Annotated in this window: 14 protein-coding genes and 1 tRNA gene; 13 read left to right on the forward strand and 2 right to left on the reverse strand. The window is 38.8% G+C overall.

The window, feature by feature from the left end; translation table 11 throughout:
* From ACFILO_RS01270 to ACFILO_RS01330, 13 genes are all read left to right on the forward strand, one after another.
* A partial coding sequence (locus ACFILO_RS01270; protein WP_375677724.1) for an EF-Tu/IF-2/RF-3 family GTPase occupies nucleotides 1-465 on the forward strand: 465 nt, incomplete at its 5' end.
* 47 nt (nucleotides 466-512) lie between these two features.
* A tRNA-Trp gene (locus ACFILO_RS01275) sits at nucleotides 513-588 on the forward strand.
* Nucleotides 589-788: 200 nt separating this feature from the next.
* Complete coding sequence (secE, locus tag ACFILO_RS01280) at nucleotides 789-1,001, forward strand: preprotein translocase subunit SecE (RefSeq protein ID WP_273790652.1); 213 nt, start codon at nucleotides 789-791, stop codon at nucleotides 999-1,001.
* A 20-nt stretch (nucleotides 1,002-1,021) separates the two neighbouring features.
* On the forward strand, nucleotides 1,022-1,552 hold the full coding sequence (gene nusG / locus ACFILO_RS01285) for a transcription termination/antitermination protein NusG (RefSeq protein ID WP_273790740.1): 531 nt from the start codon (nucleotides 1,022-1,024) through the stop codon (nucleotides 1,550-1,552).
* Nucleotides 1,553-1,702: 150 nt separating this feature from the next.
* A complete protein-coding gene (rplK, locus tag ACFILO_RS01290; RefSeq protein WP_273723157.1) occupies nucleotides 1,703-2,131 on the forward strand; it encodes a 50S ribosomal protein L11 in 429 nt (142 codons plus the stop codon).
* A gap of 4 nt (nucleotides 2,132-2,135) precedes the next feature.
* On the forward strand, nucleotides 2,136-2,840 hold the full coding sequence (gene rplA, locus ACFILO_RS01295) for a 50S ribosomal protein L1 (RefSeq protein WP_375613460.1): 705 nt from the start codon (nucleotides 2,136-2,138) through the stop codon (nucleotides 2,838-2,840).
* Between the two features lie 354 nt (nucleotides 2,841-3,194).
* Entirely contained in the window at nucleotides 3,195-3,713 is a 519-nt protein-coding gene (gene rplJ, locus ACFILO_RS01300; protein ID WP_012755027.1) for a 50S ribosomal protein L10, read from the forward strand.
* A 101-nt stretch (nucleotides 3,714-3,814) separates the two neighbouring features.
* A complete protein-coding gene (rplL, locus tag ACFILO_RS01305) occupies nucleotides 3,815-4,186 on the forward strand; it encodes a 50S ribosomal protein L7/L12 (protein WP_273790654.1) in 372 nt (123 codons plus the stop codon).
* A 289-nt stretch (nucleotides 4,187-4,475) separates the two neighbouring features.
* Nucleotides 4,476-8,624 carry a DNA-directed RNA polymerase subunit beta gene (gene rpoB, locus ACFILO_RS01310; protein WP_375612113.1) on the forward strand — a complete coding sequence of 1,383 codons (4,149 nt, stop codon included), beginning with the start codon at nucleotides 4,476-4,478 and terminating at the stop codon, nucleotides 8,622-8,624.
* 172 nt (nucleotides 8,625-8,796) lie between these two features.
* Nucleotides 8,797-13,008, forward strand: coding sequence for a DNA-directed RNA polymerase subunit beta' (rpoC, locus tag ACFILO_RS01315; RefSeq protein ID WP_375612114.1), 4,212 nt, complete (start codon nucleotides 8,797-8,799; stop codon nucleotides 13,006-13,008).
* 714 nt (nucleotides 13,009-13,722) lie between these two features.
* On the forward strand, nucleotides 13,723-13,926 hold the full coding sequence (locus ACFILO_RS01320; RefSeq protein WP_375613464.1) for a hypothetical protein: 204 nt from the start codon (nucleotides 13,723-13,725) through the stop codon (nucleotides 13,924-13,926).
* 205 nt (nucleotides 13,927-14,131) lie between these two features.
* On the forward strand, nucleotides 14,132-14,821 hold the full coding sequence (locus ACFILO_RS01325; protein WP_375632380.1) for a nitroreductase: 690 nt from the start codon (nucleotides 14,132-14,134) through the stop codon (nucleotides 14,819-14,821).
* Between the two features lie 340 nt (nucleotides 14,822-15,161).
* Complete coding sequence (locus tag ACFILO_RS01330) at nucleotides 15,162-16,553, forward strand: L-serine ammonia-lyase (protein ID WP_375677725.1); 1,392 nt, start codon at nucleotides 15,162-15,164, stop codon at nucleotides 16,551-16,553.
* Nucleotides 16,554-18,381: 1,828 nt separating this feature from the next.
* Here the strand turns inward: ACFILO_RS01330 and ACFILO_RS01335 are convergent.
* Nucleotides 18,382-18,660, reverse strand: a complete 279-nt coding sequence (locus ACFILO_RS01335; RefSeq protein WP_375612117.1) for a hypothetical protein — start codon at nucleotides 18,658-18,660, stop codon at nucleotides 18,382-18,384.
* Between the two features lie 32 nt (nucleotides 18,661-18,692).
* Entirely contained in the window at nucleotides 18,693-20,042 is a 1,350-nt protein-coding gene (locus tag ACFILO_RS01340) for a D-alanyl-D-alanine carboxypeptidase (RefSeq protein ID WP_375620781.1), read from the reverse strand.
* Between the last annotated feature and the right edge of the window lie 118 nt (nucleotides 20,043-20,160).

Below are 20,160 nucleotides of genomic sequence, written 5' to 3' on the forward strand. Positions count from 1 at the left end.
GAGGAAATCGAGATTATCGGTATTCGTCCAACGTCTAAGACGACGGTTACAGGCGTTGAAATGTTCCGCAAGCTTTTAGATCAAGGTCAAGCGGGTGATAATATAGGAGCTCTGCTACGTGGTGTTGACCGTGAAGGGATTGAGCGTGGTCAAGTATTGGCAAAGCCAGGATCCGTTACGCCTCATACACGTTTTAAAGCAGAAGCTTACATTTTGACAAAGGATGAAGGTGGACGTCATACACCGTTTTTCACGAATTATCGTCCTCAGTTTTACTTCCGTACGACGGATGTTACAGGTATTGTTACGCTTCCAGAAGGAACGGAAATGGTTATGCCAGGTGACAATGTTGCGATGGATGTTTCGTTGATCGTTCCGATAGCGATGGAAGAGAAACTTCGTTTTGCTATTCGTGAAGGTGGTCGTACTGTTGGTGCCGGTATCGTCTCTAAGATCATTGAATAAATAATGCTTGTTAAAGGGGTGTTAAAAGTGTTTTAGTTTTGAGAGTTAGGGGTATAGCTCAGTTGGTAGAGCGGCGGTCTCCAAAACCGCAGGTCGCGGGTTCAAGTCCTGCTGCCCCTGCCAAAGAGGGATTTTACATATAAGGGAGTGGATTTTGCTGCCTTTTTCGCTTTTTTTGATATGGGGCTTGTTTTTTTGTGTGTGAAACGGTATTGAATAGAAAGTAAGGAAATTGCATAAGTCTGAAAGTTGGCTTTTGCGTTTTTTTCCTGTTTATTTTGTTCTATAAAACACAATGGGACTAGAGAGAGTATAGTGTGACGATGGCATCTAAAACCAATCCGATTACCTTTTTGAAGCAGGTTTATGCAGAAACAATTAAAGTGAAATGGCCTACACGTCGTGAGACGGTTATTTCTACTATTATGGTTTTGTTGGTAACTGCATTGGCTTCAGCTTTCTTTTTTATTGTGGATCAGGTTATGCATTTTGGTGTTTGGCGGGTTATTGATCTTCTGAAATATCTTTTTAGTTGAGAATGTAAGGAAGTGTGACTGTGGCAGCTCGTTGGTATATTGTTCAGGCATATTCAAATTTTGAAAAGAAAGTAGCGGAAGCTATTGATAAGGAGGCAAAGCAAAAGGGGCTTGATCATCTTTTTGAAAAGATTTTTGTTCCAACAGAGCGTGTTGTAGAGGTTCGTCGTGGACGCAAAGTTGATACTGAGCGAAAATTTTTTCCTGGTTATGTTCTTGTTCGTGCTGAGTTAACAGATGAAGTTTATCATCTTATTAAGAATACGCCTAAAGTGACAGGTTTTTTAGGGTCGGATGCGCGTCCTGTTCCTATTTCTGATCGAGAGGTTGAGCAAATTCTCAAACAAGTTCAGGAAAGGGTTGAGTCTCCAAAGTCCTCTGTATTGTTTGAGGTTGGAGAGCAAGTTCGCGTTGCTGATGGTCCTTTTGTTTCGTTTAATGGAATTGTTCAAGAGGTTGAAGAAGAACGCTCTCGTCTTAAGGTTGAAGTGCTTATTTTTGGGCGTCCTACGCCTGTTGATTTGGAATTTGGTCAGGTTGAAAAACTCTGATTAAACTTAGAGTAGTTTTAATTACTTTAAGGAAGGAGTGGGAGGTGATTTATAGCTTTTGTCGGCTTAATGATCCGAACCACGTGACTGCAAGCGGGTAACGGGCAAGATGAATTGTCAGTATACCAGTGAAATTAAAGGCAGATTGTTATGGCAAAAAAAAGTATAGGTCAGCTTAAGTTGCAGGTTCCTGCAGGAGCTGCTACTCCATCTCCACCAATTGGTCCAGCTCTTGGGCAGCGTGGTATTAATATCATGGAATTTTGTAAGGCGTTTAATGCAGCGACACAAGAAATGGAAAAGGGGGCACCGATTCCAGTTGTTATTACGTATTACCAAGATAAGTCTTTCACCTTTTCTCTCAAGACGCCTCCTGTATCCTTCTTTTTAAAGAAGGAAGCAAACCTGAAATCTGGCTCAAAAGAGCCTGGTAAAGTGTCTGTAGGAAGCATTTCTCGCGATAAAATTCGTTCGATTGCGGAATCAAAGATGAAAGATCTTAATGCGAATGACATTGAGGCAGCAATGCGTATGGTTGAAGGTTCTGCTCGCTCGATGGGCTTGGAAGTGGTGGGCTAATATTATGGCAAAAGTAGCAAAAAGAATAAAAAATATCCGAAAAGATATTGATTTTAATGAACTCTACGCTTTAAAAGATGCCGTTTCAATGGTTAAGGAGCGTGCCGTTGCTAAGTTTGATGAAACAATCGAAATTTCAATGAACTTGGGTGTTGATCCTCGTCATGCTGATCAAATGGTTCGAGGCGTTGCTCATTTGCCTAATGGAACAGGGAGAAATATTCGTGTTGCCGTTTTTGCTCGTGGGGATAAGGCTGAGGAAGCTAAGGCGGCAGGAGCTGATATTGTGGGTGCCGAAGATTTATTTGAAAGCGTTAATAGAGGGACTATAGATTTTGATCGTTGTATTGCAACGCCAGACATGATGCCTCTTGTTGGTCGTCTTGGTAAGATTCTTGGTCCACGGAGTTTGATGCCGAATCCGAAAGTTGGTACTGTAACACTTGATGTCGCCGGTGCTGTCAAAGCTTCTAAAGGTGGTGCTGTTGAGTTTCGCGTGGAAAAAGCTGGTATTGTGCATGCTGGTATTGGTAAGGCTTCTTTTGGTGTTGAAAAAATCGTAGAAAATATAAAAGCCTTTGCAAGTGCAGTTATTAAAGCCAAGCCGCAAGGTGCAAAAGGTGAGTATATTAAGCGCGTTGCTGTTTCGTCGACTATGGGAATTGGTGTTAAAGTTGATCCAGCAACGGTTCGTTCAGAGCTAGTATAAGCTGATTTATAATTTTGTTTTGGGGTATGGGAATATCAAAATTGTATTTAAAATGCTGATTTTGATCAGCTCGCTATCTAAGCTTTATAGGGCTTAGGTTGTACCGGGAGAAATTCCGGAATATCCTGTCCGAGATTGTAGGTGATGCTTTTAAGTATCTTAATCAAAAAAACCTGCATGAGACTGGGGTAAAAACTGAGAGTTAAAAGACTTAAAGGGTTTGAGCCAAGGTTGCCTTTGAACGCTGTGCGTGAAAAAGGGGACAGGATCCTCATCGGTGACATGAAGTATTTTATGTTATCAAAGGTAACCAACAGGTTTGTTTTAAGCAAATCTGTTAAATGGAGAGAGACAGTGAATAGAGCGGAAAAACGCGAATTTGTTACATGGCTTAACGAGGCTTTTCGGAAGTCTGGTTCTGTTGTTGTTGCACATTATTCCGGTCTGACAGTTTCACAGATGAATGATCTGCGTTCGAAAATGGGTGAAGCTGGCGGTGCCGTTAAGGTCGCCAAAAACCGTCTTGCTAAAATCGCTCTTCAGGGCACGGAATCTGAATCGATAGTGGGTTTGTTTACTGGACAAACACTTATTGCTTATTCAGAAGATCCAATCACAGCACCGAAAGTTGCTGTTGATTTTGCGAAAAGCAATGACAAATTTGTCATACTTGGCGGTTCAATGGGTGCAACAAGTTTAACTGTAGATGCTGTGAAGTCATTGGCTTCATTGCCTTCATTAAACGAGTTGCGTGCAAAACTTGTGGGTATGATTTCTACCCCGGCGACCCGTATTGCACAGGTTGTTAATGCCCCTGCTGGTCAGGTTGCACGTGTCATTGGAGCATATGCTCAGGAGGATAAGGCGGCTTAAGGCTGTTTGTATTCACGTTTATGGAAGAGCTTTAATGCTTTTCTGTTTTTTTGAATAAGATTTAATAATGGTTCAAATCTTTTAATTGAAGGAATTTAAAAATGGCTGATCTAGAGAAGATCGTAGAAGACCTTTCTAATCTAACCCTTTTGGAAGCCGCTGAGCTTTCTAAGTTACTTGAAGAAAAGTGGGGAGTTTCGGCTGCTGCTCCTGTAGCTGTCGCTGCTGTTGCTGGTGCTGCTGCTCCAGCTGCTGAAGAAAAAACAGAATTTGATGTTATTCTTGTTGAAGGTGGCGCACAAAAAATTAATGTTATTAAGGAAGTTCGTGCTCTTACTGGACTTGGTCTTAAAGAAGCTAAAGATCTGGTTGAAGGTGCACCTAAGCCTATTAAAGAGGCTGCTTCTAAAGAAGAAGCAGAAAAAATTAAATCTCAACTTGAAGCTGCCGGTGCTAAGGTGGAACTTAAGTAAATTTAATTTTATCGGCGGGCATTTATGTTCGCCGATTTTCTTTCTCTTAATACAAAGAGGGAAAATAATGAGTAAAAAACTTTTCCCAATGGTTTCGTAACAGGAATGGGATAGGTTTGGATTACTTACCCCTTCATCATAGAGTCAAAGAGATAAATGGCTTATGTTGGTGGGGAAAGTTGATGATGCTCATTATTGAGTGTCAAGTGAACTGGTCTGCATATGCAGGTTAATGGTATAAGGCTTTCAAGGTTGGTCTACCTTGAAGAGTAAAGATCAAGGAGCGACGATGGCTCAGACTCACGCAATGATGTCTCAATTCAATGGTCGTAAGCGCGTACGGAAATTTTTTGGTAAGATTCCTGAAGTAGCAGAAATGCCGAATCTTATTGAGGTTCAAAAAGCCTCATACGATCAATTTCTCATGGTTGAGGAACCGAAAGGTGGGCGACCAGATGAAGGTTTGCAAGCTGTTTTTAAATCGGTTTTTCCTATTTCAGATTTTTCCGGTACAGCTATGCTTGAGTTTGTAGGTTATGAATTTGATTTACCAAAATTTGATGTTGAAGAGTGCCGTCAACGTGATTTAACTTATGCTGCCCCATTAAAGGTCATATTGCGTTTGATTGTTTTTGATGTTGATGAGGATACTGGCTCCAAAGATATCAAAGACATTAAAGAGCAAGGCGTTTATATGGGCGATATGCCTTTAATGACGACGAATGGTACCTTTATTGTTAATGGTACGGAGCGTGTTATTGTTTCTCAGATGCATCGTTCTCCTGGTGTCTTTTTTGACCATGATAAAGGAAAGTCCCATTCATCAGGAAAGCTTCTTTTTGCTGCTCGTGTTATTCCGTATCGTGGTTCTTGGCTTGATATTGAGTTTGATGCTAAGGACATCATTTATGCGCGTATTGATCGACGGCGCAAGATTCCTGTTACTAGTCTTTTGATGGCATTAGGTATGGATGCGTCGGATATTTTATCGACGTTTTATGATAAAGTGACTTATGAGCGTGATGGAGAAGGATGGCGAGTTCCTTATTCTGTGGATCGCTTTAAAGGAATGAAGCTCATTTCTGACCTTATAGATGCAGATAGTGGTGAAGTCGTTGCGGAGGCTGGTAAAAAATTAACAGTTCGTACTGCGAAGTCTTTGGTAGAAAAAGGACTTAAAGCGGTTAAAGTTAGTGAAGATGATTTATTAGGTTGTTATCTAGCCGAAGATATCGTCAATTACGAAACAGGTGAAATCTACCTTGAAGCTGGTGATGAAATTGACGAAAAAGTATTAAAAGTTCTGCTCGATGTTAGTGCTGATCAAGTCAATATTCTTGATATTGATCACATGAATATTGGCGCTTACATCCGCAATACTTTGAAGGTGGATAAAAATGAAAGTCGGCAGGATGCGTTATTTGATATTTACCGGGTGATGCGTCCAGGTGAACCTCCAACAATCGATACAGCAGAAGCAATGTTCCATTCATTGTTTTTTGATCCAGAGCGTTATGATCTTTCAGCTGTCGGGCGTGTTAAGATGAATTTACGTATGGATCTTGATTGTCCAGACACAGTTCGCATTTTACGCCAAGAGGATATTCTTGCTGTTGTTAAGATGTTGGTTGAATTGCGTGATGGACGTGGTGAAATTGATGATATTGATAATCTTGGCAACCGTCGCGTTCGTTCCGTCGGGGAGTTGATGGAAAATCAATATCGCATTGGTCTTCTTCGTATGGAACGTGCGATAAAAGAGCGTATGTCATCGGTTGAAATTGATACAGTTATGCCACAGGATTTGATCAATGCAAAGCCTGCGGCAGCAGCAGTCCGTGAATTTTTTGGGTCTTCACAATTGTCGCAGTTTATGGATCAAACCAATCCATTGTCAGAAATTACCCATAAGCGCCGTCTTTCTGCTCTTGGTCCAGGTGGTTTGACTCGTGAACGTGCGGGTTTTGAAGTCCGTGACGTACATCCTACGCATTATGGTCGTATTTGTCCGATTGAAACACCAGAAGGCCCCAATATTGGTCTGATTAACTCCTTAGCAACATTTGCGCGAGTTAACAAATATGGCTTTATTGAAAGCCCATATCGAAAAATTATTGATGGAAAAGTCACAAAAGAAGTTATTTATCTTTCAGCGATGGAAGAAGCAAAGCATTATGTCGCTCAGGCTAATTCTTCATTAGATAACGAAGGTCGTTTTATAGAAGAGTTTGTTGTTTGCCGTCATGCTGGTGAAGTTTTAATGGCGCCGCGTGATCATGTTGATTTGATGGATGTTTCACCAAAACAGTTGGTTTCAGTTGCAGCAGCGCTTATTCCTTTTTTGGAAAATGATGATGCGAATCGTGCGCTTATGGGATCGAACATGCAGCGTCAAGCAGTTCCTCTTGTACGCGCTGAAGCGCCATTTGTTGGGACGGGAATGGAATCTATTGTTGCGCGCGATTCAGGAGCTGCTGTGAGTGCAAAACGTAGTGGTGTTGTTGATCAAGTCGATGCTACCCGTATTGTTATCCGTGCAACAGAAGATTTAGATCCTTCAAAATCAGGCGTTGATATTTACCGCTTACAGAAATTTCAGCGTTCTAATCAGTCCACTTGTATTAATCAGCGTCCTCTTGTACATGTCGGTGATAGGGTAGAGAAAGGTGATATCATTGCAGATGGTCCATCCACGGATCTTGGTGATTTGGCTCTTGGGCGGAATGTTCTCGTAGCCTTTATGCCTTGGAATGGATACAATTATGAAGATTCTATTTTGTTATCCGAGCGCATTGTTGCTGATGATGTGTTTACTTCAATTCATATCGAGGAATTTGAAGTTGCGGCACGCGATACAAAACTTGGACCTGAGGAAATTACGCGCGACATTCCTAATGTTGCGGAAGAAGCGTTAAGAAATCTTGATGAAGCTGGCATTATTTATATTGGTGCTGAAGTTCAACCAGGTGATATTTTAGTTGGAAAGATTACCCCGAAAGGTGAAAGTCCCATGACGCCGGAAGAAAAGCTTCTGCGTGCAATTTTTGGGGAAAAGGCATCCGATGTTCGTGATACTTCTATGCGTATGCCTCCTGGGACTTTTGGTACTGTTGTTGAAGTTCGCGTTTTTAATCGCCATGGCGTGGAAAAAGATGAACGTGCGATGGCAATTGAGCGTGAAGAAATTGAGCGTTTAGCAAAAGACCGTGATGATGAACAGTCTATTCTTGATCGCAATGTTTATGCGCGCCTCACCGATATGTTGACAGGTAAAGTTGCTGTAGAAGGTCCGAAAGGCTTTTCGGGTAGTAAAAAGCTTGATAGTACAGTAATGGGGCATTATCCGCGATCCCAGTGGTGGCAATTTGCTGTTGAGGATGAAAAGCTTCAAAATGAAATTGAAGCTTTGCGCAAGCAATATGATGAATCAAAAGAAGCATTACAACGTCGCTTTATGGATAAGGTTGAAAAGGTCCAAAGAGGTGATGAAATGCCTCCTGGTGTCATGAAAATGGTGAAAGTTTTTGTGGCTGTGAAGCGCAAAATCCAACCAGGTGACAAGATGGCGGGACGTCACGGGAATAAGGGTGTTGTTTCACGTATTCTTCCCGTAGAAGATATGCCATTTCTTGAAGATGGGACCCATGCTGATATCGTCTTGAATCCGCTGGGTGTGCCTAGTCGTATGAATGTTGGACAAATTCTTGAAACGCATCTTGGTTGGGCATGTGCGGGGATGGGCAAGAAGATTGGTGCTTTGTTAGAGTTATATCAAGAGACTGGGGATATATTGCCGTTGCGTCAGCGTATTGAAAATCTTATGCCTGATGATAATCATAATGAACCAGTTCGTCAGTATGATAATGAAAGCCTTTACAAATTGGCATTGCAGATGAAGAAAGGGGTTTCAATTGCAACGCCTGTTTTTGATGGAGCACATGAGTCTGATATTAACATGATGCTGGAAGACGCAGGCTTAGATAGTTCAGGGCAGGTTACGCTTTATGATGGTCGTACTGGGGAGCCTTTTGATCGTCCAGTAACGGTGGGATATATTTACATGTTGAAATTGCATCACCTTGTTGATGATAAGATTCATGCGCGTTCTATTGGTCCCTATTCACTTGTTACGCAGCAGCCATTAGGAGGTAAGGCACAATTTGGTGGTCAGCGTTTTGGTGAAATGGAGGTATGGGCGCTTGAAGCTTATGGTGCTGCATACACTTTGCAGGAGATGCTAACAGTAAAATCAGATGATGTGGCTGGTCGAACAAAAGTCTATGAGGCAATTGTGCGTGGTGATGATACATTTGAGGCAGGTATACCCGAAAGCTTTAATGTGTTGGTAAAAGAAATGCGCTCACTTGCTCTTAATGTGGAGCTTGATGATGCGCGTGAACTTATTGCACAGCGGGCATTGTCTGATACGGCAGAATAATAATTCAAGGAGCGCACTAGAAAAAGGCTGCGCTCTTATTACTTTAAGAGGCTCAATAACCTTATTAAGGCTATACAGGTCATTTTTAAAAGTAAATGTATTTTAAAGAAGATCTGTTATAAAATAAATGAGATATTACAACAGGTTCTAAGAATCTTTGAAGGAGAACAGCATGAACCACGAGGTCATGAATCTTTTCAATCCTCAAGCGCCAGCGCAGACATTTGACTCTATTCGTATTTCTATTGCGAGTCCTGAGAAAATTTTGTCCTGGTCGTATGGTGAGATTAAGAAGCCTGAGACTATTAATTATCGGACTTTTAAACCAGAACGTGATGGTCTTTTTTGTGCACGTATATTTGGCCCTATTAAGGACTATGAATGTCTATGTGGCAAATATAAACGCATGAAGTATAAGGGCATTATTTGTGAAAAATGTGGTGTAGAGGTTACTCTTTCGCGCGTACGTCGTGAGCGTATGGGGCATATTGAACTTGCGGCACCCGTTGCGCATATATGGTTTCTTAAATCATTACCAGGCCGTATTTCTACACTTTTAGATTTAACTTTAAAAGATATTGAACGGGTTCTTTATTTTGAGAATTATATTGTAACCGAACCAGGGTTAACATCTCTTAAGCTCCATCAGCTTCTTTCTGAAGAAGAATATATGCTTGCTATTGATGAATTTGGAGAAGATCAGTTTACAGCTATGATTGGCGCTGAAGCTATTTACGAGCTTTTAGCTAGTATGGAGTTAGATAAAATCGCTAATGATTTGCGTCTTGAATTAGCTGAAACAACTTCAGAGTTAAAGCAGAAAAAATTGATTAAACGACTTAAAATCGTTGAAAATTTTCTTGAATCTGGAAATAAGCCAGAGTGGATGATTATGAAAACAATTCCGGTTATTCCACCGGACTTGCGTCCATTGGTTCCGCTTGATGGTGGGCGTTTTGCGACATCAGATCTGAATGATCTTTATCGGCGTGTTATTAATCGTAATAACCGCTTGAAACGGCTGATTGAATTGCGTGCTCCTGGAATTATCGTACGCAATGAAAAGCGTATGGTACAAGAAGCTGTTGATGCATTGTTTGATAATGGACGGCGTGGGCGTGTGATTACTGGAGCCAATAAACGTCCTCTTAAGTCTTTATCAGATATGTTGAAGGGCAAGCAAGGGCGTTTTCGTCAGAACTTACTTGGGAAGCGTGTTGATTACTCGGGGCGTTCTGTTATCGTGACGGGTCCTGAATTAAAATTGCATCAATGTGGTCTTCCCAAAAAAATGGCTCTTGAATTATTTAAGCCTTTTATTTATGCGCGGCTTGATGCAAAAGGCTATTCATCAACGGTAAAGCAGGCAAAGAAGCTTGTTGAAAAAGAACATCCAGAAGTTTGGGATATCTTGGATGAGGTTATTCGTGAACACCCTGTTTTACTCAACCGCGCGCCAACATTGCACCGTTTGGGGATTCAGGCTTTTGAACCTATCTTAATTGAGGGAAAAGCTATACAGCTACATCCATTGGTGTGTACTGCTTTTAATGCAGATTTTGATGGTGATCAGATGGCGGTTCACGTGCCGCTTTCTCTTGAAGCACAGCTTGAAGCCCGTGTTTTGATGATGTCCACCAATAATATTCTTCATCCGGCAAATGGTGCTCCCATTATTGTTCCCTCACAGGATATGGTTCTTGGTCTTTATTATCTTTCAATTGTTTCTGAAAAAGAACCAGGTGAAGGAATGGCCTTTTCTGATATAGGTGAGCTTCATTATGCCTTGGAAAATAAGGTTATAACGCTTCATACGAAGATTAAAGGCCGTGTTAAGAATATGGGGAAGGATGGAAAAGAAGTCTCTAAACTTTATGATACGACACCTGGTCGTTTGATTATCGGTGAGCTTTTGCCAAAAAGTGCGGATATCTCATTTGATATTGTCAATCAAGAGATGACGAAAAAGAACATTTCTAAAATGATTGATCATGTTTATCGGCACTGTGGACAAAAAGAGACGGTTATTTTTTGTGACCGTATTATGCAGCTTGGCTTTTCTTATGCTTGTCGTGCAGGAATTTCATTCGGTAAGGACGATATGGTTATTCCTGATAGTAAGTCGCGTTTAGTCGCAGAAACAGAAGCTTTGGCTAAGGAGTACGAACAGCAATATAATGATGGTTTGATTACACAAGGTGAAAAATACAATAAGGTTGTAGATGCTTGGGGTAAATGTACAGATCGCGTCGCAGATGAAATGATGAAACGTATTCAAGCTGTGGATTTTGATCCTAAAACAGGTCGTCAACGGCCGATGAATTCTATCTATATGATGTCGCACTCTGGTGCTCGTGGTTCTGCTAACCAGATGAGACAATTGGCCGGTATGCGTGGATTAATGGCAAAACCATCGGGTGAAATTATTGAAACACCCATTATTTCAAATTTTAAAGAAGGTCTAACTGTTAATGAATACTTCAATTCCACGCATGGTGCACGTAAAGGACTTGCTGATACTGCGTTAAAGACGGCGAACTCTGGTTATTTAACACGGCGTCTTGTTGATGTTGCACAGGATGCTATTATTTCAGCAGTTGATTGTGGTACCGCAAAAGGGCTTACCATGCAGCCGATTGTTGATGCAGGACAAATTGTTGCCTCCCTTGGGCAAAGAATTCTTGGTCGTACAGCGCTTGTTGATATTCTACATCCTGTCTCTGGAGAGGTTATCCTTGAAGGTGGAGCAATGATTGAGGAAGCTGATGTCGCGAAGATTGAAGCAGCTGGGATTCAATCTGTTCAAATTCGTTCTGCATTAACATGTGAAACACGTCTTGGTGTTTGTGCAAAATGCTATGGTCGTGATTTGGCGCGTGGAACACCTGTTAATCAGGGAGAAGCGGTTGGTGTTATTGCTGCTCAATCCATTGGTGAGCCGGGAACACAGCTTACTATGCGTACTTTTCACTTAGGAGGAACTGCGCAGGTTGTTGATTCATCGTATTTAGAGGCATCTTATGAAGGTAAGGTGGAAATTCGTAATCGTAATGTAGTTCGTAATTCTGAAGGCCATTTGGTTGTTATGGGGCGTAATATGGCTATCCTTATCAAGGATGAGTTAGGAAAAGAGCGCGTTGTACATCGTGTTAGCTATGGTGCTCATATTTTTGTTGATGATGGTGATGTGGTTAAACGTGGCCAACGTATAGCAGAATGGGATCCTTATACACGTCCAATTTTAACGGAAGTTGAAGGCTATGTGGGTTTTGAAGATATGATTGATGGTTTATCTGTCACTGAAACAGCTGATGAATCTACGGGTATTACGAAGCGTTTGGTGATTGATTGGCGCGCTAATCCACGTGGTGCGGATCTTAAACCAGCTATTATTATTCACACGGATAAAGAAGGTGAATCCATTGCTAAATTGTATAAGGGAGGTGAAGCCCGTTATATGATGTCAGTGGAAACTATTCTTTCTGTTGAGCTTGGTGCTCATGTTAAGGCTGGTGATGTTATTGCTCGTTTGCCAATGGAAAGTGCCAAGACGAAAGATATTACGGGTGGTCTTCCTCGTGTGGCTGAGCTTTTTGAAGCGCGTCGTCCAAAGGATCATGCGATTATTGCTGAAGTAAGTGGTACAATTCGATTTGGCCGTGGTTATAAGAATAAACGTCGTATCATTATTGAACCAAATGATGAAACTCTTGAGGCAGTAGAATACTTGATTCCAAAAGGTAAGTTGTTCCACTTCCAAGAAGGCGATCAAATTGAAAAGGGAGATTATATCCTTGATGGTAATCCAGCACCTCATGACATCTTGGCGATTAAGGGGGTTGAAGCTTTGGCATCTTATCTTGTTAATGAGATTCAGGAGGTTTATCGTCTGCAGGGAGTTCTTATTAATGATAAGCACATTGAAGTGATTGTTCGTCAAATGTTGCAAAAAGTTGAAATTACTGAATCTGGAGATTCTGGTTATATTCCAGGTGATAATGTTGATCGTATTGAACTTGATGAAATCAATGATAATTTGATTGCAGAAGGGAAGAAACCTGCATCTGGTAATCCCATTCTTCTTGGAATTACAAAAGCTTCTCTTCAAACACCTTCTTTCATTTCGGCGGCATCGTTTCAGGAAACAACACGTGTTCTTACTGAAGCAGCAGTTTCTGGTAAAATTGATACTTTGCAAGGACTTAAAGAGAACGTTATTGTCGGTCGTCTTATTCCAGCAGGTACGGGTGGTACAATTTCTCAAATCCGTCGTATTGCTGCAGTTCGTGATGATTTGATTGTAGATGAGCAGCGTAAGTCTAGTAATAACGAAGTGGCTAAGGCTATGTTGACAAATATGACAACCGGGGCCGTTACTGAATAATTTAAATACAACACCACATAATATAAAAACGTCTGAATAGAAAGTTCAGACGTTTTTTATTTCGAAATGCAGAAGTTGTATATTTTCTTGAAAAATATCAAAAATTATAAGGCGATAGTTATTTTAAACATCTTTAGTAGCTTATTATTTTGTAATGATGCTTATCTTTTTTGTTACTTTATTTTAAAGTTTCTTAATTTCTAAAAGCAGTATAGAATTTTTCCAAAATATGTGAAACTCAAAAATCATATTCAAGGAAAAGAGTTGATTATCTACAAATCAAATAAGATTGATTTTGAACTTTAGGAAAATTTTTGATTGATATCTTCTATAAAAATTTAAAAGGACTTATGATGAAAGATCAAGAGTCTTTTCTATAATCTAAAAAATAATTGATTCTCTACTATACAATGTTTGTGAATGTATTTTCTTCTAAATTAGAATGCAGAAAAGTAGAGATTAAGGTGCTCACTAAGTTTTATAAAAAATAGACATATTTCTTATAACAATGTGATCTATGCAGACAGAATAATAAAATGTACGAATATTATTCAATTGGAAAATTAACACGTGAGTTTTCAATAATAGCTCGAACTTTGCTATGAAGAAGAGGGACTTCTTATCCCTTTTCGGTGTGGAAGTACACGGCTTTATACATAAACGGATCGTCATAAGTTAAAACAAATCCTGTATGCTAACAGAGTAAAATTTTCGTTGTCTGAAATATCTGATATGTTGACAATGGTTGGAAAACCACCTGATGATGAGAAAAAGCTTAAGAAATTAATTGCAGGAATTCATAAAAAACGAACTGATTTAAAGCAGATGCAGCATGATGTTGATGATCTTCTACAGGATTTAGAACGAATTGAAGAGAGTTTTTTTGAGAGCTTAGCGGAGTTGGGGGGTAGTCATTGATTATAAATTTATTTTGTCTTCTTTTAGACTAATTTCTTTCTCTTAAAAGAGATAGATTATACCGTCTCTAAGGGGAATATTTACCACTGCGTGAAATGTGTAAGTCATTTAAAGAAATAGAGTGTTTGAAAAAGCTGCAAAGGTATTTTCGCAGTATATTATTCTTGATAAGAAAAAACTATTTTTCATAAAGAAAGTAAAAACAATGACAATTTCTCCTATGAGTGTTTTTCAATCTATATTGTCACGAAAGTCAATTCGCGCTTTTACTGATCAGCCAGTTAGTTTGGAAACAATCAAAGAAATCTTAAAACTTGCAGCACGTGCACCATCTGGAACAAATATTCAGCCATGGCAAGTAATTGTGCTTACAGGAAGTGTATTACAGAAAGTAGGGCAAGAGCTTTCACAACTTGTGCTTTCAGGTGTAAAAGGAGAGCGTGAATATAGTTATTATCCACGTCAGTGGCGTGAGCCCTATATTTCAAGGCGTCGAAAAGTTGGTTTGGATCTTTATCAGAGTCTTGGAATTCAAAAAGGTGATGAAGAAAAAATACTTCATCAAAAGGCGCGAAATTTTTTATTTTTTGATGCACCTGTAGGACTCTTATTTACAATGGATCACGACATGGAAATGGGGAGTTGGCTTGATTTGGGTATGTTTATGCAGACCATTATGTTAGCTGCACGTGGATTTGGATTAGATACCTGTCCTCAAGCTGCTTTTGCTGATTATCATAAACAGATTCGTACGCTTTTATCTATTCCTTCTGATCGCCATATTATCTGTGGTATGGCACTTGGTTATCGCGATATGAGTGCTCCAGAAAACAATTTTGAGACAGAACGAGAATCGTTAGAAAAATTTGTACGTTTCATTGAAACATACCCATAAAATATTTTATACAATTAAGCATATGTTTTGAAGAACTTAGTGCATTATGAAAAATATTTCCGATAAGATTTCTCATCCTTATTGAATTTTAATATTGCATATTAACACTTATTTTACTACGTTTGGAACATTGGGAGTGGTGACTCTAGGGGCATTGTCCGTTTTAAAGGTTGGCTAATGGAAAACACTATAGAAAGAAAGTGTTGGGTGGTAGCAAGACGAGCGACATTCGTGTTTATTGTTGTCATTTTTTTAGTTTATCTCGCAATTTGATTTTAAATGGAAGAAACGTTATGAAAAAGCATATATGCTCAAGCTGTACTATAGTTTAAGGTGATACGTGTTTCTATCTGTTTTTGAACTTTTTAAAATTGGGATTGGTCCTTCTAGCTCACATACGATGGGACCAATGACTGCTGCTAATATGTTTTTGCAAAAGATAGGGGATTTTTCTCAGTCGTCTGATGTTCAAGTTTCTCGTATACGTGTTTATCTTTATGGTTCTTTAGCTTTCACGGGTATTGGTCATGCAACAGATAGAGCTATCATATTAGGACTTTTAGGAGAAAAAGCTTCTACTGTTGATCCTGATAGCATGGGGTTTTTGTTAGAAAAAGTTATACGTGAAAAAAAAGTGCAACCAGAAGGTCATCCCGCTTATCAGTTTGATGTGCAACGTGATCTTATTTTTGAACGAAAGCAAATCCTCCCTGGACATACAAATGGACTAGCCTTTGAAGGACTTGATACTGATGGGAATGTTCTGTTGCGGCAGATTTATTATTCTATCGGTGGTGGCTTTGTTGTGACTGAGGATGAATTAAGCCATATGAATGATAATATACAACCAGAAGCATTTGAGGTACCATATCCATTCGATTCTGCTTGTACAATGTTATCAATGGCAGAAAAATCAGGACTTTCAATTGCTGAAATGAAGCGCTTAAATGAAGAAACAAAGATAGAGCGTTCTTCTCTTGATGTAGGGCTTGATGAAATTTTTTTAGCGATGACAAATTGCATTGATAGAGGTCTTTCACAAGAAGGTGAGTTGCCTGGTGGATTGCGTGTTTTAAGGCGCGCTAAAAAGCTGCATGAAACGCTTTTGGAAAAACAAAAGAAAAATTACAATTATCCACTTTGGGCAAATGATTGGCTTTCGGTGTATGCTATAGCAGTCAATGAGGAAAATGCAGCAGGTGGTCGTGTTGTTACAGCACCAACAAATGGAGCAGCCGGTGTCGTCCCAGCCGTTTTGCGTTATTATCTTCAGTTTAATGATGATTCAGATCGAGAGGGAATACATAATTTTCTATTAACAGCAGCAGCTATAGGCGGTGTTATCAAACATAATGCCTCTATTTCTGGTGCAGAAGTTGGGTGTCAAGGTGAAGTTGGAACGGCATCTTCAATGGCCGCAGCAGGGTTGACCGCAGCGTTAGGTGGAACACCAGCTCAAATTGAAAATGCGGCAGAAATTGCGCTTGAACATCACTTGGGAATGACATGTGATCCTGTTGCAGGTCTTGTACAAGTGCCTTGTATTGAGCGTAATGCAATGGGAGCTGTTAAGGCGGTAACGGCTTCTTCTCTTGCATTATATGGTAATGGAGATCATTTTGTTTCTCTTGATGCTTGTATAGAAACAATGCGCCAGACTGGTCATGATATGAGTGAACGCTATAAAGAGACAAGTAAAGGTGGTCTTGCAGTCAATGCGATATCTTGTTAAGAGCTGGAACATTTTTCAATCCATAACTGGACTTTTTGGAGAGAGATCGTATTTCCTAATAAAGCTTATGTTTTTTGTTCCTTATAAATCAAAATTCCACTTTAATGCAGCAGTAGTTTGAAATAAATCTGAGATGATTCAGTATTTTCTTAACGAATAATAGGTGTTGCATGCAAGCTTGGAGGGGAGAGTGTTGTACATCTGTTTGATTTGTCTCTAAAGTGGGGAAAAAGTGTAATTTGGAAAAAATAAGAAAGCGTAAAGTAAAATTAGTGATCAATCTGCCATTATTTTTAGCTGGGTTTTATGGCTTTAAAAAGTTTCCATAGCCATATATCTTTTAAGTAATGGAAGATTATGCCTGAGTATCCAAGAAAAATTTGTTTTAAGTCTGAATAATTATGATGAAGAAAGTAGAATTTTAAAGGTTTTAATTTTTTAAAAGTGAAGTTTTTTTCTACCTAGTATGGTAAAAAATGCCTTAAAAAAACACTAATTTACAATAATTAAGAGATATATTGGAAATATCTTTTTTATTTATAAATTTTGTACCGACAAAAAAATTAAAATAAATAATAACGTATACATTAAGAAATATTTATAAAAATTCTCATGAGAATAGAATGCAAACGATAGAACATTGTCGTGTTACGCGTTCGTGAGTTCGTTTTAAAAAAATATCTCTCAGGCCTCCCCCCAAGCTCATTTCGCGATGGCACCTGTGAATGATATAACGGTAAATCCATTGAGCTGTCTCTATCTTTATGCTTAATAAAAAGAAGTACGCTGGCATGGTTACACACTTTACCAGAGCCCCCCTCTGTACAGGGGGACTAAAGCACTTGGCATTTGAAACGGTTCATTATAGGCATTTTTAGTCTTTTTGGGACAGTTTCACGCTACACACTAATCTCGCTCATAACATGCAAGAGACGGGTTTGATTGATTCAACATAAACAGATTTTAAATGAGAGAATCTTACGATATTCGAGATTCTCATCTAACAAACAAAATAATTAATTATCTTTATAAATCAGTATCTTGCATATGAATAATATAATGTAAGTTTTCCATGAATGGTATAAAATCTATAGAGTATTAGCATCTTTATTTATAAAGGGAGAAAACCAGCACTATCATCCTTTTTTCAACTTTCAATATTACAAAAGATCCTAGTACTTGAAATGATTCATAAGGGATACTTTGATTCCTTTTGTAAATGCTTTATATGTCAATTTTGCTCGTGATGAGCAAGCGAGCGATTTTGACTGATTCAATATAAGAAGTAAAATAAGAGTATTTTACGAAAATCTCTTGTTCAATATGCAAAAAATAAATTATAATTATAAATTAAAATCTTATGGGAATCGTTATCATAATATTTAATCTGATAATTTATTTACGTTTTTTCATCGATAGTATTTGTATTTTCCAATTTTCTGTGCCTGTTGACATAAATACAAGTAAGAGAAGTGAGATTGTTTTTTTTACAGCGTTTATGTTGTATAGGGAGCGTTATTAAGAGGGATTTTCTTTATTGAACTTTTACAATAATCCCACCAAATGATAAGCTTTCATCTAATGAAGCTATTCATTTTTTCCAGAAAGATATCAAGGATAATTTTTTATATTAAATCCAAAAGTGGAAAAATATTGGGTATTTTTATGTCCTTAACAATGTTTTATTGAAAGCTTGGAGATATTGGATAGTTGGAAAAGCTGTCAGAAAATTCAACAATTTAAGAAAAAAGTATGTTTATCAAAAGGTTTTCTAAGGCTGTAGATAATGGTTAATAATAAAATAATTTTTTAGAGAGGGTCTGTAGAATTAAATATTTGTTGCTCCTAAACGGATTTTAATAGGCACATTACCAGTTTGGCTCGCAACGCGTAAATGAATGCGTACAGGAGGCATTATGAGACGACGGTTGCGCATTGTTTGGCAAATGAGAAGGTTAACAAGAGACTGTGTATCTAATGCAGTAGAATTATATTTTAAACCAGTAAGTTTTGCGGCAGCATCGTGAAGAGAACGCAATGAAAGGAGGGATGATTGCTTCAATAAAACTTCTTTTTTATGGAATGAAGCAAAAGCATTATCTGTCATAATACTATCCTTAACGCAGAATTCAAAAATTTTTAGTAGGCTACAGTATAGCAGTTAAAATTTGCTTTCTTTAATGTAGAGCAAGCGTCAAATGCAGCTTTTTTTGATTGAAACCCTGTAAAGCGCGCTCGGTAATAACGCTGCCCATTTTTTTCAAACAGTTGCATATGTGAAGATGCGTTCTTTAAAGTGGAAAAAGCTGTATTTTTTGCTTTTAAAAGTAGAGTTTTTGCTTGTTCTTCACTAGGAAGAGAACCAATTTGGATAGCCCATCCGGCATTTTCGGACAAAGAGACTGTTACAATTTTATGAGTCTCAGCCGGTATAGTTTTTTGAGGATTCGGTATTGGTATAATTACCTTATTGACAGCCGTTATTGCGATATTGGAGTTTTTAGGTTGTTCTGCAAATGCTGTCAACATAGTCGAAATTTCATCGTCAAAATTACTTGAATCAGCTTTAATGGTCGGTATAGGAGTATTGGCCCCAGTGGGTAAGTGATAGCGTACAGAAGCTATTAAACGTTCACCACTTTTCATTTGGCTTGCTTTGGGCAAATATTGATTCAATAAGCTAGCCATATGCTCGTCACGTGCAGTAGATGATTTACCTCCCATAACAACAGCGACAATAGAGCGCCCCTCAAGACGCATCGAAGTTGCTAAATTAGAACCTGACATTTGTGTGTAGCCTGTTTTAATTCCATCGACACCTTTCATTATTTTAACAAGTTTATTATGGCTGTTAATTTTATGTCCACGGAAATTAAAACTTTTTGTTTTGAACAATTTATATTGTTTGGGAAAATGTTTACGTAAAGCTAATGATAAAGTCGCTATATCTCGTGCTGTAGAATAATTGCGCACATCCGGAAGTCCTGAAGCATTTGCAAAATGTGTATGTTTCATGCCAAGTTTACGGGCTTTTACTGTCATCATTTGAGCGAATTTTTTTTCACTACCTCCAAGATATTCTGCAATGGCAGCAGCAACATCATTTGCGGATCTTGTAATGAGTGCTTTAGCTGCTGATTCTGCAGAAATTGTTTGGCCTGCTTTAAATCCAATTTTTGTCGGTGGACGCATTGCTGCATAATGTGAAACAGGAATTGGTGTATTTGGTGTCACACGACGCATCTGCATAGCTTCAAAGAGTAAGTATAATGTCATCATTTTTGTTAAAGAAGCAGGATAACGTTTCAGTGTTGCATTGGCTTGAAATAAAGTTTTTCCCGTAGTAGCATCTATAACAATAGCCGCATACTTATCAGGATAGGCCCCTTGAGGTGTGGCGGATGCCCAACAGTAAGAAAAAGCTAACATAACAAAAGAAATTGCTATTGTTTTACAGTAGCGCATAATTTTTTGATAATTAATATACACTTGCAGTATCCTATTTCTCCATTTATCCTAAAAAACTTCTATAAAGCTTCCTTTTCTGTAATTTATTGATGCAGTTTAGACGAATGGTATTACTAATTTGTTTACAGAAGTTATTTTA

Source organism: Bartonella sp. AP72JLCBS, from assembly GCF_042195705.1.
In the GTDB taxonomy this organism is placed as follows: Bacteria; Pseudomonadota; Alphaproteobacteria; order Rhizobiales; family Rhizobiaceae; genus Bartonella.

Coding starts and splice junctions, on each gene's coding strand:
- secE (WP_273790652.1), top strand. CDS start 789: ATGGCATCTAAAACCAATCCGATTACCTTTTTGAAGCAGGTTTATGCA.
- rplK (WP_273723157.1), top strand. CDS start 1,703: ATGGCAAAAAAAAGTATAGGTCAGCTTAAGTTGCAGGTTCCTGCAGGA.
- rplA (WP_375613460.1), top strand. CDS start 2,136: ATGGCAAAAGTAGCAAAAAGAATAAAAAATATCCGAAAAGATATTGAT.
- rplL (WP_273790654.1), top strand. CDS start 3,815: ATGGCTGATCTAGAGAAGATCGTAGAAGACCTTTCTAATCTAACCCTT.
- rpoB (WP_375612113.1), top strand. CDS start 4,476: ATGGCTCAGACTCACGCAATGATGTCTCAATTCAATGGTCGTAAGCGC.
- rpoC (WP_375612114.1), top strand. CDS start 8,797: ATGAACCACGAGGTCATGAATCTTTTCAATCCTCAAGCGCCAGCGCAG.
- ACFILO_RS01325 (WP_375632380.1), top strand. CDS start 14,132: ATGACAATTTCTCCTATGAGTGTTTTTCAATCTATATTGTCACGAAAG.
- ACFILO_RS01335 (WP_375612117.1), bottom strand. CDS start 18,660: ATGACAGATAATGCTTTTGCTTCATTCCATAAAAAAGAAGTTTTATTG.